At 58.0% G+C, this 14,099-nt stretch carries 14 protein-coding genes; 8 read left to right on the top strand and 6 right to left on the bottom strand.

The genetic code is table 11. The features are described 5' to 3' along the window. Window positions 1-89: 89 nt before the first annotated feature. The 3 genes from H1Y61_RS08595 (at window position 90) to H1Y61_RS08585 (ending at window position 1,539) form a co-directional block, all read left to right on the top strand. Entirely contained in the window at window positions 90-800 is a 711-nt protein-coding gene (locus H1Y61_RS08595) for an AzlC family ABC transporter permease (protein WP_180574357.1), read from the top strand. After that, entirely contained in the window at window positions 800-1,105 is a 306-nt protein-coding gene (locus H1Y61_RS08590; RefSeq protein WP_409363976.1) for an AzlD family protein, read from the top strand. The genes H1Y61_RS08595 and H1Y61_RS08590 overlap by 1 nt, the downstream gene beginning before the upstream one ends. Before the next feature lie 233 nt (window positions 1,106-1,338). Further along, window positions 1,339-1,539 carry a hypothetical protein gene (locus tag H1Y61_RS08585; RefSeq protein ID WP_041696788.1) on the top strand — a complete coding sequence of 67 codons (201 nt, stop codon included), beginning with the start codon at window positions 1,339-1,341 and terminating at the stop codon, window positions 1,537-1,539. Between the two features lie 178 nt (window positions 1,540-1,717). On the opposite strand, the gene H1Y61_RS08580 is transcribed toward H1Y61_RS08585, so the two are convergent. Beyond that, entirely contained in the window at window positions 1,718-3,565 is a 1,848-nt protein-coding gene (locus H1Y61_RS08580; RefSeq protein WP_180574355.1) for an aminopeptidase P family protein, read from the bottom strand. Window positions 3,566-3,835: 270 nt separating this feature from the next. Here H1Y61_RS08580 and H1Y61_RS08575 point away from each other — a divergent pair, with 270 nt between their 5' ends. Next, the gene (locus H1Y61_RS08575; protein ID WP_156540976.1) at window positions 3,836-4,000 is read left to right on the top strand and encodes a hypothetical protein; all 165 of its coding nucleotides are present in this window, start codon (window positions 3,836-3,838) and stop codon (window positions 3,998-4,000) included. A 333-nt stretch (window positions 4,001-4,333) separates the two neighbouring features. Here the strand turns inward: H1Y61_RS08575 and H1Y61_RS08570 are convergent, their stop codons facing one another. Next, window positions 4,334-5,206, bottom strand: coding sequence for a 50S ribosomal protein L11 methyltransferase (locus tag H1Y61_RS08570; protein WP_087728666.1), 873 nt, complete (start codon window positions 5,204-5,206; stop codon window positions 4,334-4,336). A 127-nt stretch (window positions 5,207-5,333) separates the two neighbouring features. Further along, window positions 5,334-5,933, bottom strand: a complete 600-nt coding sequence (locus H1Y61_RS08565; RefSeq protein ID WP_180574354.1) for an SCO family protein — start codon at window positions 5,931-5,933, stop codon at window positions 5,334-5,336. A 492-nt stretch (window positions 5,934-6,425) separates the two neighbouring features. Between H1Y61_RS08565 and H1Y61_RS08560 the strand changes: the two genes are divergently transcribed. The 3 genes from H1Y61_RS08560 (at window position 6,426) to H1Y61_RS08550 (ending at window position 9,555) form a co-directional block, all read left to right on the top strand. Then, the gene (locus tag H1Y61_RS08560) at window positions 6,426-8,432 is read left to right on the top strand and encodes a methyl-accepting chemotaxis protein (RefSeq protein ID WP_180574353.1); all 2,007 of its coding nucleotides are present in this window, start codon (window positions 6,426-6,428) and stop codon (window positions 8,430-8,432) included. 3 nt (window positions 8,433-8,435) lie between these two features. Continuing rightward, the gene (locus H1Y61_RS08555) at window positions 8,436-8,900 is read left to right on the top strand and encodes a chemotaxis protein CheW (RefSeq protein ID WP_015916481.1); all 465 of its coding nucleotides are present in this window, start codon (window positions 8,436-8,438) and stop codon (window positions 8,898-8,900) included. 310 nt (window positions 8,901-9,210) lie between these two features. Further along, complete coding sequence (locus H1Y61_RS08550; protein WP_180574352.1) at window positions 9,211-9,555, top strand: hypothetical protein; 345 nt, start codon at window positions 9,211-9,213, stop codon at window positions 9,553-9,555. Window positions 9,556-10,062: 507 nt separating this feature from the next. On the opposite strand, the gene H1Y61_RS08545 is transcribed toward H1Y61_RS08550, so the two are convergent. Together H1Y61_RS08545 and H1Y61_RS08540 are read right to left on the bottom strand one after the other, a co-directional pair. After that, window positions 10,063-10,551, bottom strand: a complete 489-nt coding sequence (locus H1Y61_RS08545) for a CreA family protein (RefSeq protein ID WP_087728670.1) — start codon at window positions 10,549-10,551, stop codon at window positions 10,063-10,065. Between the two features lie 82 nt (window positions 10,552-10,633). Beyond that, window positions 10,634-11,257, bottom strand: a complete 624-nt coding sequence (locus H1Y61_RS08540) for a 3'-5' exonuclease (protein WP_180574351.1) — start codon at window positions 11,255-11,257, stop codon at window positions 10,634-10,636. A gap of 52 nt (window positions 11,258-11,309) precedes the next feature. Between H1Y61_RS08540 and H1Y61_RS08535 the strand changes: the two genes are divergently transcribed. Beyond that, the gene (locus tag H1Y61_RS08535) at window positions 11,310-11,951 is read left to right on the top strand and encodes an alpha/beta hydrolase (RefSeq protein WP_180574350.1); all 642 of its coding nucleotides are present in this window, start codon (window positions 11,310-11,312) and stop codon (window positions 11,949-11,951) included. Between the two features lie 55 nt (window positions 11,952-12,006). Here H1Y61_RS08535 and H1Y61_RS08530 read toward each other — a convergent pair whose 3' ends face one another. Next, on the bottom strand, window positions 12,007-13,836 hold the full coding sequence (locus H1Y61_RS08530; protein ID WP_180574349.1) for a methyl-accepting chemotaxis protein: 1,830 nt from the start codon (window positions 13,834-13,836) through the stop codon (window positions 12,007-12,009). Window positions 13,837-14,099: the final 263 nt, after the last annotated feature.

The following is a 14,099-nucleotide window of genomic DNA, read 5'->3' as shown; positions in this document are numbered from 1 at the left end:
ACGCATAAATACTCTAACTGTTTGTTTCAACACATTTCCGGATGCAAAACCGCACCGCACTTTTGCTGGAAATGCTCTAGGAAAAGACGATGTCAGACTTTACCGATGGCGCGCGCCAAAGCGCTCCCATCACCCTTTCCACATTGCCCTTCGCCGCCTTGTTTGGTGCCGTCGCTGCCGCCCATGGCCAATCGGTGGCTGAGGCGACGCTGATGAGTGCGACGGTTTTTGCAGGCGCCAGTCAATTGGTCGGCATCGATCTGTTCGGCAATAACGTTCCGGCCTGGCTGATCGTGCTCTCGGTGTTTGCCGTCAATTTCCGCCATATCCTCTATTCGGCGGCCATTGGCCCTTATTTCCAACGGCTGAGCGGACTGCAAAAAGCCGTCGCCTTCTTCTTCATGACCGATCCGCAATTTGCCGAAACCGTCAAACATGCCGAAGGTGGCAAGTCCGTTTCCTTCGGCTGGTATATGGGCTTTGCGCTAGCCATCTATATTCCCTGGGTCGGATTTTCGGCGATTGGCGCAGTGTTCAGCAGCCTGATCGGCGATCCGAAAGCGGTTGGCCTCGACGTGCTGCTGCCCGTCTATTTCATGGGCAGCGTGCTTGGCTTTCGCAAGCGTCCGAACTTCCTGATCGTGGTTGCGGTCAGTGCCGTGGCCGCGGTGTTTGCCATGCATGCCGTTGGCTCACCCTGGCATGTCAGCCTTGGCGCACTGGCGGGCATTGTTACCGCAGCCCTGCTGCCGCCGAAGGCGCAGGCGGCCCTTGATGATCGACCGGAGGTGAGGCAATGATGGATCTTGACCCCTCTATGGTGGCGATCATTCTGGCTGCCGCCCTTGCCACCTACCTCACCCGCGCTGGCGGCTATCTGGTGATCAGCCGTTTCAAGACTTTGCCGCCCAGGGTCGATGCAGCGTTGAACGCCGTTCCTGCCGCCGTGTTGACCACGCTGGTCGCCCCGGCCTTTTACGCCGGTGGGATGGAGGTGAAATTCGCCATGCTGCTTGGTCTCGTCGTTGGCCTGCGCTTTTCGCTTATCCCCATGCTGCTCACCGGTTGGGGTGCCGCCGTGCTGATCCGCCAGTTCATGACCTGATCCCTATCCGCTCCACCTTACGGCAATCACCTCTCCAAAACCGCTGAAATTGGGGTGAGGCTTGTTTTACAGTTCGTATCTCTTATTCAGCTATATTTAATATAAATAACCTATGGTAGAATCCTGTCGTCGCAACCGTTCCGCTTGTTGATTCGTCACGCCGTCAGGTGTGGGCAGTCTTGATGGACGGCGTCCTGCGGCAAAAGGCGGAATGCAGTGAGAGGGGTTTTTAAATGGGTCATCAACGTCATCGACTGGAACTGATTGCTGGCGGCAAGGAACCGGCAGCGAACGCCCATTCCATCCATCAAATTGCCGAGGACCTGCAAAAGCTGATCAAGGCGTCAGACGCCGCCCGCTGCGAGATGTTGAGCTATCTGCTGGAAGTGGCACTGGATGAGGCCATCCGCGAAAGCGAAGAAAGAGGGCGCTAATCACCCTTCTTCCACCTCTATCGTTTTTTCAAAGCGAACATGCCCAAAGCGAAGATGCCTCTGCATCCTCGCTTTTTTACATACAGCGCCGTGCGCCATATCTGGCGCAGAAAGGTTCGCTGTCGCTCTTTATATCTGCTGCATAGTTTTCTCTTTAAACCGATTTCGGTTTAAAGAATTATGTAGTAGCGGACCGCGCCATTGGCTCGGTTGCCCGGATCAACCAGCTTCGGGCATCGTCTCCCTCCACCAGCGGCAAAAGCTGCTCTCGTGTGCGGGCGTGGTAATCGTCCAGCCAGCGCAACTCCTCACGGGTCAGCATGTCCTCAACGATCAGGTATCGGTCGATGGGCGCGAAGGTGAGCGTCTCGAAACTCATCATATCAAGGTCGCCGCCGTTCACCGGCTCCAGATCACGCACATAGATCAGGTTTTCGATCCTGATGCCGAAATGACCGGGCCGGTAGTAGCCAGGCTCATTGGAGAGAATCATGCCTGGCAGCAATTCCTGGGTGGAAAGCCGGGAAATCCGCTGCGGTCCCTCATGGACCGACAGAAACGAGCCGACACCGTGGCCGGTGCCGTGGGCGAAATCCGCCCCGGCCTTCCACAGGTTGATGCGCGCCAGCGGATCGAGGTCGCAGCCGCGCGTGCCCTTGGGAAACCGCGCCGTGCTGATGGCGATCATACCCTTCAACACCAGTGTGAAGAACCGTTTCTGATCGTCCGGCACCGCGCCGACGGCAAGCGTGCGGGTAATATCTGTGGTGCCGTTGACATATTGCGCGCCCGAATCGACCAGGAACATTTCGCCTGCCCGGATCGGCCGGTCGCTTTCCGTCGTCACCCGGTAATGCATGATGGCGGCATGTTCGCCTGCCCCGGCAATCGTATCGAAGGAAATATCCTTCAGCGGGTTCTGCATACGCTCACCCACTTTGGCGCGGATGGTTTCCAACGCCCGCGTTGCACTGATTTCCGTCGCGCTGCCCGCCGGTTGCCGGTCGAGCCAGCTGAGGAATTCAACAACGGCCACACCATCCTGTACATGGGCGACAGCCGAGCCATTCAGCTCAACCAGGTTTTTCACCGCCCGGCCAAGCTTGGCCGGATCGGCACCGTCCACGACCTTGCCGCCCCGGCTGGCCACCAGACGTGCCAGTGCCGCTGGCGAGAGATCCGGGTCCATCAGAATACGGGCGCCGGTCTGCGCCAGCATTGCCAATTGCGAAACGAAATTCTGCGGATCAAGCCGGGTGGCAAGACCATCGAGATAGGTCTCGACCTCGAGATTCGTCTTGCGCCGGTCCAGAAACAGCTCGGCCTTGCCATCAGCATGGACGATTGCGCGCGACAGCGGATGCGGCGTGTGAGGCACATCTTGACCGCGAAGATTGAAGATCCAGGCCACAGACGATGGATCGGTGATCACCACCGCCGCTACGTCTTTTGCCGCAAGGCCATCGGCGATTTTGGCAATCTTCTCACCTGCCTCGACCCCGGCGGCCGAGATCGGCTGGATCGATACTGCGCCCAACGGCTCGGCAGGACGGTCGGTCCAGACCGCATCGAGCGGATTTTCATCGACCAGCACCAACGTTCCGCCGATCTCTTTCAGCGCCTTTTCCAGCCGCGACACCTGCACCACCGTATGCATCCATGGATCGATGCCCAGCCGGAAGCCCTTCGGTGCATGGGCCGGGATCCATTTGGCCGGAGGCTCATCGATCAGGTCGCCCGGCGTAAACACGTCGAGATCCACCTGCTGGCGCACTTGCGTGACATAGCGGCCATCGACAAAGACCACGGCCTGGCTCTGCGTTACCAGAACTTCGCCCGCCGAGCCGGTAAAGCCGGTCAGCCAGGACAGGCGTTCGGCTGAGGCTGGGACATATTCGCCCTGATATTCATCGGCCCGCGGGATCATAAACCCATCGATACCCAGCCCCGAAAACCGGTCGCGCAGCGCCGCGACACGGTCGCGACCGAATTGAGGAGTGGAGGTAACGTCAAAACTTTGGAACATGAGACCTGTCCGACACTGTCAAAAACTGCTGCCAACCTATAACAGCGGCGCTGAAATGACACCCTTTCCATCACCTTTGCCCCGCTTTTCGCCTTACCCGGCCCGTCAAAGGCAGATTGTGACGGTTTTTTGACCACAAAAAGCCTGACAGCATCATAATCGATGCGCTGAGCGCATGGCTCCCATGCCAGCAAAACGCTGTCGCAAATCAGCTAAACCGATTAGAAGCACCGCAACGCAACATGCTAAACAAAACCGAAGAGACCTCCGATGACCAGCCCGATCCGCACCTCTGCTCCGACCCGCGCCATGCCGCTCGGCCGTCAGATTGGCCGCAACGGTCTGACCGGCGCCTCCTCCCTGTCGCGTGACATTCTGGCCGGCGAAACCCGCACTGGCACCGTCCGCAACGGCTCGGTTCGCGCTGCAATCTAATACCATCCTGAAATGGCCTATGCGACGCCACCGCTGTGGAGGCATGTCGAGCGGCCATTTTACCTATCGAACACAGTCCCGGCTACGGGACCCGCTTGAGCCTCTCCTCCCAAGGTTCGCGGGTTGATCAGGGAAACCTGATCGAGAAAAAGGCGGCATGGCGGTGCCGCCTTTTTTGTTTTTTGTGAAAAGCGACATTTCTGAAAACGCCAGTCTGCCAGCGTAAGTCTAACGGCATAAGTCTGACGGGATTTGGCCCGCACAAGCCATGCGCGCTATTCACTGCTGCACCGCACACAATCATCGCAAGCCGAAAACCACTTAAAGGTCCGACTATTGCAGGTGAATAGTGACCCAGCCATTGCGCCAGATGGTGCGCACATGCTTCACCCCCGCGCCATTATAGGCGGCGATCACTTTCCAGCGCTGCGATGCCAGAATGCCGGAGAGGATGACGGAACCGCCCGGAGCCAGATGAGTGACGAGCTGCGGTGCCATCTTCATCAGTGGGCGAGCAAGAATATTGGCGATGATCAGGTCGAAAGGCCCGAATTCACCAAAAGCCGTTGAATGAAAACCCGGCGCGGTACGCCATTCGATACCGTTGGGGACGCCGTTGCGCGTGCCGTTTTCTTTGGCCACCCGCACCGCGATCGGATCGATATCGGTGGCCAGTACCGGTACGTTGACCAGCTTGCGCACAGCGATGGCCAGAACGCCGCTGCCGGTGCCCAGATCCAGCGCGTTGCGGGGCCTGCGGGCGCGCACCACGCTGTCGATCATTTCCAGGCAGCCAGCCGTCGTGCCATGGTGGCCGGTGCCGAAAGCCTGACCGGCATCGATCTCGATGGCCAGATCATGGGGACGCACCTTGTCGCGGTCATGGGACCCATGCACCAGGAACCGCCCTGCTCTGACAGGCGTCAGGCCTTCAAGCGATTTGGCGATCCAGTCGATATCGGGGATCACTTCACGCTCGACCGGCAGGTCCGGAAATTCCGCGACCAGCGCCGTCTTCACCCGCGCCAGTATATCGTCTTCCTCATCGAACATCAGGTAGATCGATGTTTCCCAGATATCCCGTTTTTCATCGACTTCCGTGGTGGCAATTGCGTAATCTTCTTCACCGAACTCCAGGCTCAACAGGTCGAGAATGTGATTGGCCTGCACTTCAGTGGTGCTGGTGAAAAAACGAAGTTCGCTCACGGTCGATATTCCCTATGGGGTGGGCTGATTGAACGCCCACGTTCCTGTCGCTTCCGGTACAATGCCTGACGCGCTGTTGCAACATCAAAGCGGGACAGGCATCGCCTCTCCGAGCATCGCCAAGCGCTCAGCCCTTCATCAGCTTTTGCAGCTTCTGGACGGCGGTTTCGGGGTTTTCGCCATAGGCAATCGTGCCTTTGAACCGGCCCTGCGCATCCAGCAGAAATACAGAGGCTGTATGGTCCATGGTGTAATCGCCGTTCGGATTGGCCTCATCGACCGGCACTTTCTTGGCATAGACACGGAAGCCCTTGACCATCTCCATCACCTTGTCGGGCGCGCCGGTGATGCCGATGATCCGGTCGGAAACATTCGAAACATAGGTGTTCAGGATCTCGGTCGTATCGCGTTCCGGATCGACGGAAACGAAATAGGCATTCAGATGACCGCCCTGCGGATCGACCTGCTTCAGCCAGCCATCCAATTCAAACAGGGTGGTCGGGCAGACTTCAGGGCAATGGGTGAAGCCGAAGAACAGCGCGCTCGGCTTGCCGCGCAGCACTTGCTCGCTCACCGGCTGCCCCCGCTGGTCCACCAGTTGGAATGGCACGCCATAGGCCGCCTCGCCCACCGTGCGGCTCGATTGGCCAATTTCAAGCGTCAGATAGCCCAGCAAAGCTGCCGAGGCCGCCACCAATATCCAAAGCCCGATCCGCAGTCTCTTCATCGCTTCACTCAATATGTCCTTAGCCCGGCGGCAGGATTGACAATCGCCGGTGCCAGCAGGGTCCATGCTCTTCCATACAAGCCCGGAGATAGGCAAGGCAAATCAAACAAACCGCAAAACGTGAAAATCAAATACCTCGACCCCGAGACATATCGTCGCCCGCAACCGTCATACGGGCTGGCGGAAAACCGCATCACAGGCTGCTTGGAGCGCCCGATAGAATTAAATCATCAATCGAGAATAGTATTAGTATAAGCTTAATAGTCTTGAGAGACAGTCAACCTGCATGTCGGCCTTACGCCGTCAGGACATGACGTCCTTGGAGGATTGCTGAAAAATCGCTCGCCAGCAAGAGGGCTGGACGTGAAAGATGCGGCGGTTTCAGCAATGACAGCCGCACTCTGTAACGGAGAGCGCAGTCTTTCTAAACTCCGCACAGCATGTTCCATAGGACCGACCCGGTCACGTCAACTGAGCCATGCGGGGATATTCATGAGCAACGCAATTTCCGGCCGAAGCCTTTCCGTCGGCCAGCGCCTGATGACCTTGGGCGGTGCTGCCATCTGCGCCATCGCGGCCATGCTGGCCGTCGGCTATTATAAGAGCAGCCAATTGGATCACTCGTTGCATCGGGCGATAGAACTCAAGAACAAGCTGGAAACGATCAACGAACTTCGGCTCGCCAATGGCGAAATTACCCTTGCTGCCATGGATACGATCATCGACCGTGACGAAGGCAAGGTACAGCCGGACCGCCAGAGCATTTTCGACAAGGCTGGCCTGGCACTTGCCAATGGATCTGCCATCGTAAAAGAGGTGGCTGCTGATGTTGGCCTATCGGCAAACGTTGCAAGCTATGACAGCGATGTTCAGAAAATCCGCCAGGAAGTCACCGTGGAACTGAAGAAGCTGGTGGAAACCCAGGCTCCGGAAGAGAATTACGCCCGGATTGACGATGTCATCGATGGCGCGGGCGGCAAGCTGAGCGACACGCTGGCCAATCTTTCCTCCGCCGCTGGCAAACTTGTCGAGAGCCGTGTGGCAGACGCGACGAGCGCTTCCAGAAGCGCCATCACCATGCAGATCACCATCGGATTGATTGCATTTTTCCTGGTTCTCGGATTGCAGATCATCCATGCTCGTTCGGTCGTCAACGGCATCCGCAATGTCCGCACCAGCCTCAAGGATATCATCGAGGGTAATTACGACCGCGAGATCCTCGGCCTGGCGCGGGGTGATGAAATCGGCGACATTGCCCGATCGGCTGATATTTTCCGTCAGGCCGTCATCGACAAACGCACGCTGGAGGCCGAGGCTGAAACCAACCGAAAGAGCCGCGAAACCGAGATGCGCGAGAGCGAGGCCGCAGCGGCCGCCGAGCGCGACCGGATGAAAGCCGCCGTCGATGCCCTGGGCAAGGGCCTGAACCGACTGGCCGAGGGCGATTTGCAGGCAGCGGTCGATGAAGCGTTCCCGCAGGAAGTCGAACGCCTGCGCACAGATTTCAATCTTGTCACCACCCATCTGCGCAATGTCATGGGCGAAATTTCCATCAATTCCAGCTCCATCCAGGCCAATGCCAATCAGATGCGCTCCGCAGCCGACGATCTGGCGCGCCGCACCGAACAGCAGGCCGCATCGCTGGAAGAAACATCGGCGGCACTGGCCGAGATTACCGAAACGGTCCGCACCAGCACGCAACGTGCAGAAGATGCCAGCCACATGGTCGATAATGCCAAGACCTATGCCGAACAGTCCGGTGCCGTCGTCTCCGATGCCATGGCGGCCATGGAGCGGATTGAAAGTGCCACTGGCGAAATCGGTAAGATCATCAACGTCGTTGACGAGATCGCCTTCCAGACCAACCTTCTGGCGCTGAATGCAGGCGTCGAAGCCGCCCGCGCTGGCGAGGCCGGCAAGGGATTTGCTGTCGTCGCCCAGGAAGTTCGTGCCCTGGCAGGCCGGGCCGCCGACGCCGCCCGCACCATCAAGGATCTGGTGACGAAATCCAACGACGAAGTGCGCACCGGGGTCGAGCTTGTGACCGCCACCGGTGAGGCTTTGCATAAAATAGGCGAAGATGTGCTGCGAATTAACGATCACGTTAAGTCGATTGTAACCTCGGCGCGCGAACAATCAGTTGGCCTGAGTGAAATCAATTCCGCCGTCGGACAGATGGACCAGGTGACGCAGCAAAATGCCGCCATGGTCGAAGAGACCAATGCGGCAAGTCATACGCTTGCCAGCGATGCAGACAATCTTGGACAGCTCGTTGGGCAATTCAAGATCGGCGGCGCGGGTGAGACGCGGCCAGGATCACACCCGGCGCGACCGACATCAAGCAGACCTGAGCCGGCAAGACCGACCTCAGCACCGACGCAGTCTCCCGCAAAGCAGCTCATGAGCAAGGTTGCGGGGGCTTTCACCAAAGGCAGCGGCTCCACGCCAGCCCGTGCAACGGCAGCCGCCCCATCAACCGACCACTGGGAAGAGTTCTAAACCATGTCCAATGCCATCAAGCAGTCCGGCGCCTATCTTGAAATCGTCTCCTTCCATCTTGGCGATCAGGAATTCTGTATCGACATCATGGCGATCCGTGAAATTCGCGGTTGGGCACCGGTCACCCCGATGCCACATACCCCCCCATACGTACTGGGCCTGATCAACCTGCGCGGCGCCGTCATCCCGGTCATCGACATGGCCTGCCGGCTGGGCATGAGCATGACAGAACCGTCCGAGCGCTCGGCCATCATCGTCACCGACATCGCCGGCAAGCTGGTTGGCCTGTTGGTCGAACAGGTCTCCGACATGATGACCATTCGCGGTGAAGACTTGCAGCCCGCTCCGGAAATCATCCCGGAAATGCAGCGTGCCTTCTGCCGCGGCATCGTGGCGCTGGAAAAATCCATGGTCTGCTTCCTCAACCTCGACACGGTTATCGCCGACGAGTTGGCCAACGCCGCCTGATCGGCAAGGTGTCTGGTCGGTCGAGCGTAAGCTCGGTTGAAAAGTCGAAAAAACAAGAAACCGCCGGTTCGGACGTGATGGCACCGAACCGGTGGTTTCGTGCGTTTAAAATTATGATGGTGACAGGGCTGAAATTGCCGCTATCGGCTCTCTATATGTCTTAAGAGATCTGCACGTTGGTCGCAGTCATGAAACGTGGGGTTCCGCCGCAAAACGGCCTAGGAGTTTTGCGCGACATGGCTTGTTTGGGCATATCGTGATCGCAAAACCGCTGCACACTTTTGCGCGACATGCCTGTAAGGAGAATATGATGATGAAAAAACAGATTTCAGCACTTCTAATCGCAGCAAGCCTGGCGATAAGCTTTACATTGCCGGCAATGGCGGGAGAGCTTACCCTCCCCGATATCCTGTTCGGCAAGCGCTATAATGACGGCGTGTCGGTGGAGCGTGTCTATCAGCATCCGCCCGGCCACGGCAATGACCTGCCGCTTCTGGTCCGTTATCCCTCGCGCCAAATGATCGAGACATCGCAGGCCGAAGTCAGTGGCAGCCCCGTGTTGCGCGAGGCCATGAAGGTTCGGGGCATTTTGGTGAAAAACGTCATCTGGGTGCAGACCGCCGCCAATGGCGGCAAGATCGTCTACGTTAGATAATTCAAAAAGTGTGGGATCATAGCTAGATGCCACGCGGACAAGCTTGGAGTTTGCTTTAGAACGTGGAACCGACGTTTCCCGAAAAGACAACGGAAACAAAACAATCGAGAGTCTGTCCGGTTTAATCTGAGCCGGACAGACTCTCGAATATAGAAGTCAGCCCCGGTGGCATGGAGGCGACTTTCAACATCTCCAGGCCTGTGATCCCAGGAGAAGGATCAACGGCCTTGGCAGACAAGCGGTGGACCACGAGCTTGGCGTAACAACCCTGACATTACCGGAAAATTCCTCAAGCCAGCGACGGTTTAAGGAACAGACGATAAGCAGACAAAAAGCGTTACAGCAGGTCCATGGCGCTGCAACTCCCCAGCACCCCCGCGCGGCGGCAATCTGCATCATATGGGCCCGCCGATAAAGCCGCGATACGGCGGAATTCGCGGCCGATCCGATACGAATTCTGACCTTTTTTGGTATTTTCCAGGGCATTCGTCAAAGCAAGCCATACAATCAGGGCTTGCCATTCTTCCAGGTTACGCTCTGATTGAACAGCGGCACGGTCGAAATCGCCATTTTGGCGGACCCGTCCACCACCTGCCGGGAGTGGATGAGATAGACCAGCGTGTCATTGTCCTTGTCATAGATCCGGTTGACGACCAGCGTCTTCCAGATCAGCGACCGGCCCTGGCGAAACACTTCTTCGCCGCCTTTGGAAAGATTGATGTCGCCGATTTCAATAGGCCCGGTCTGGCGGCAGGCGATGGAATTGTTGGATGGGTCCTCAAACCAATTGCCCTTATGCAGCCGGTCGATCAGTGAACGGTCGAAATAGGTGACATGGCAGGTAATGCCTTTCACCTGCGGATCTGCCACCGCCTCAACCACGATATCGTTGCCCACCCAATCGACACCGACCTTGCCGACCACATCAGCCATGGCAGGCGTACCAAGAAGTCCGGCAAAAGCGGCAGCCAGCAGCAGCTTCGGTGATTTGAACATAACAGCCTCCGAGAAATACTCAGGCAGAGATATGCTTTCGCCATCACGTTACAAGATGCGCCGCCACCCCATGTCAAAACCGTCAAGCCGAAACCCGCGCTGGCTTGCGCACCGAGCAGGACTGATACCCGCCTGGAAACAGCCGTCCGATGGAAATCCCCATCATGCCAGCAAGCTCGCCCAGGTCCTGCGCGCCCCGGCGCTCCATCATCGCGATCACCGTTTGCGCGCAAACCGACGCATCTTCGGCTGCATTGTGATGCCGGAAGGACAGTTGCAGATGTGCCGCCAGCACATTCAGCCGATGGGAGGGCAATTGCGGCCAGACCTTCTGCGCCAGCTTGACGCTGCACACGTAAGACAGGTTTGGATAGGGCTGGCGATAGAGATCGCAACTAGCCCGCCACACCGACAGGTCGAAGGCGGCATTATGCGCCACCACCATCGCGCCCGAGAAATCATCGGCGAATTCGTCCATTACCTCGGGAAACTCGCCCGCATCCTCGACATGATCAGGCCGAATCCCGTGGATGGCGATGTTGAAGGATGAAAACCGCATGGTTTTTGGCCGGATCAGCCGCTCCTCCACCCGCACCACCTGCCCGTTCTCGACAAAGGCCAGCCCGACCGAACAGGCGCTGCCCCGCTCTTCATTGGCGGTCTCGAAATCGATTGCGATGATTTTGGGCTGCAATGGCGTTGACATCGATCCCCTTTATGGTGCGAGAGCGATTCGAGCAATGTGAGGAGGGACGGGCATGTCGAAAATCTCGGGGTTCCACTGCGAAATAGACCGACCGGATGAAACCGGCAGCCCAATAGTCATGCTGCATGGCAGCGGCCAGGATGAAACATGCTGGGGAGACATTCCGGCACGCATCGGCCCCGGCTCGCCCATCGTCCGTGTGCGCGGCAATATCATCTGGGAAGGCAAATACGCATTTTTCCGGCGCAATCCGGACAGGACGCTGGATCTGGCCGACCTGGCGCGCTCCGCCAGCGAAATCAGCTTGCTGCTCGAAAGCCTGACGCAACGGTTCGCCGAGCGAAAGCCGATCCTGATCGGATATTCGAACGGCGCAATTCTCTCCGCAGCCGTTCTTCGCGATTTTCAGGACTTGATCGACGGCGCCATCCTTCTGCGGGGCTTATCACCGGCTCCGGCGTCACCCTTTCCTTGGTCCGTGACCTGTCCAGTGCTGGTTATATCAGGGGAAGCCGACAGTCGCCGTACCCCTCAGGACGGCGCGATCCTCGCGTCGCAACTCGTGGCGGCCGGGGCACCAACTTCTTATCATCTTCTGCCCTGCGGCCACGGCTGGGACCCGCAGGAACGGGATCTGGCCTTGATGGAGGAATGGTTACGACATGTTGCGAGACGCGCTGTGTCCGGTACCTGATCCGAGCTGACACGCAAGAGACAAGGACAGGACAACCGAGCGAGCGGAGCGCCCATCAAGCCGCCCGATCACGCCGCCCCGTCGTGACCCCGCCTTGCCTGTCAGCCAGAAGAAAGCGATCGACAAGCTTTTTCAACCCTTCGGCACTGTCACTCATCGTGTGAGCTGTGCCGCTACAGGCATTGGCCAGATCTGCATTTTCATGGGTCATCTGGTCCATTTGCCGGACCATATCGGTCATGTCCTTGAGGCTGGCGGATTGTGACGCGGAGCTGTCGGCGATCGCCTCAATGCCGACGGCGATCCCCGTAATCCGGTTCTGGATTTCGCTTAAGGATTGCCCGGTCCGCCGAACCAGTTCGACACCCTGCGTAACCTCCGCGCTGGAAGTCGATATCAAGGCGTCAATTTCCTTGGCGGCATTGGCAGAGCGCTGCGCCAGATCGCGGACCTCTTGCGCCACGACGGCAAAGCCCTTGCCCGCTTCTCCGGCCCGGGCTGCCTCCACGCCCGCATTCAACGCCAGCAAATTGGTCTGGAAGGCAATTTCATCGATAACGCCGGTGATTGAGGCAATCTTGCCTGAGGCATCCTCGATTCGAGACATAGCCGCCACCGCCTGCTGCACCACGGTGGCCGAACGTTCCACGGCACCACGCACCTCAATCGTCTGGCCCTTCGTTTCGGCACTCCGCGACGAATTGATATCAACATTGCCGCTGATCTGGCTGATCGCCGAAGCGGCTTGCTTCAGGGCCACAGACTGGCTTTCCGTTCTCTCGGCAATCGAGGTCACCTGGTTGTAGAGATCAGCGGAGTTGGCTTTTACATGTTCCACCTTGCCCAGGATATCCGCGACGGTCGCCTGGAACAGTCCGAGAGACTTGTTGAGATTGACCCGGAGCGGTTCGAAATCATCGGCAAAAGGATGATCGAGCGTCATGCGCAGATCGAATTGCGCCAGCCGCTCCAAAGCCGCGCCGAGATCATCGACGACGTGCTTGAGCGCCTTAGCCTGCACAGCCTGCTCTGCCAATCGCTCCGTCCCTTGCTGCAAGTCGGCTTCGGCGCGCATACGTTCGGCTTCGCGCATCCGCCGCCGCTCAATGGCGGCTTCGCGCAGCACGGCACCGGCTCTCGCCATTTTTCCGACTTCGTCATGCCGGTTCAGGAACGGCACGGTCAGATCGAAGTTCCCCTCCGCAAGCACTGTCATGAACCGCTGGAAGTCCTGCATCGGCCCGATGGCGGAGCGGCGGAAAGCATAGAGGCCGACGCAGAGAACGAGGATGGAAACCGCCGTCGCCGTGCCGGCAAGCACCTGCCAGGTCATGGATTTCGACGCTGCATCGTGTTCCACGGTCTGCAGATCTTCATTGGAGGCCCGCACCAGCTTTTCTACCGCGGCCTTTTGCGCCAGAAACAGCGTACGTAGCTTCACCAGACTTTGCCCGGCATCGGCAGCGCGATCCGCTTTCAAGGCCGGGAGCAGAACGGTTTCCACTTCCCGCCAAAAGATGGCGCTCGCGGGTTCCACCTCATTGCGCAGCAGAGTGTCCAGTTTCTTCGGCAGCGTCACGCCGTGCCAGAACGCAATACGCGTGTCAAAGCTTACCCGCAGCCGCGCGAGTTCCTCGGCATTGGTCTGAAGCCTTTGCGGCTCGGCGCCCGCATCCACTGCCGCCACATAGGCCTCGATGACGAAAAGCGGCGGCGGCAGGATATCGGCAATCACGTCCTTCGCATACACAATCCGCTCATAGACCGGCCCATTCACCTTCAGTGTCACCAAAGCATAAAACATAATGCCACTGGACAGTAAAAGCCCGAGAAACAGGCTGGCTCCGAAAAGCGCAAGGCTGCGGGAAAGGCTCAATCGTGCCATGCTGTCTTACTCCGTCAATAGCCAAGCGAGGACATTTGCCATCTGTGCAATCGAGATGATTGAGCGAATGCGAACGCTAATACACCCGTCAGTTTTCGAGGATAGTTATTTAAATATCGCTAATAAATATGCAGTTTAAATTGTAGATCGAAGAGAAGGCCGCCTTTTTGTATCAATACCTCCGGATGTCTTGACATGCGTCATGTCGTGCGGGACACTTCATCACATGATCGCAAATCGCTCGACCCATCTGATGACCGTCC

It is taken from the genome of Agrobacterium vitis, assembly GCF_013426735.1.
GTDB classification, from domain to species: domain Bacteria; phylum Pseudomonadota; class Alphaproteobacteria; order Rhizobiales; family Rhizobiaceae; genus Allorhizobium; species Allorhizobium vitis_D.
The sequence above is the reverse complement of the archived record's forward strand: the minus strand, read 5'-3'. Positions and strand labels throughout refer to the sequence as shown.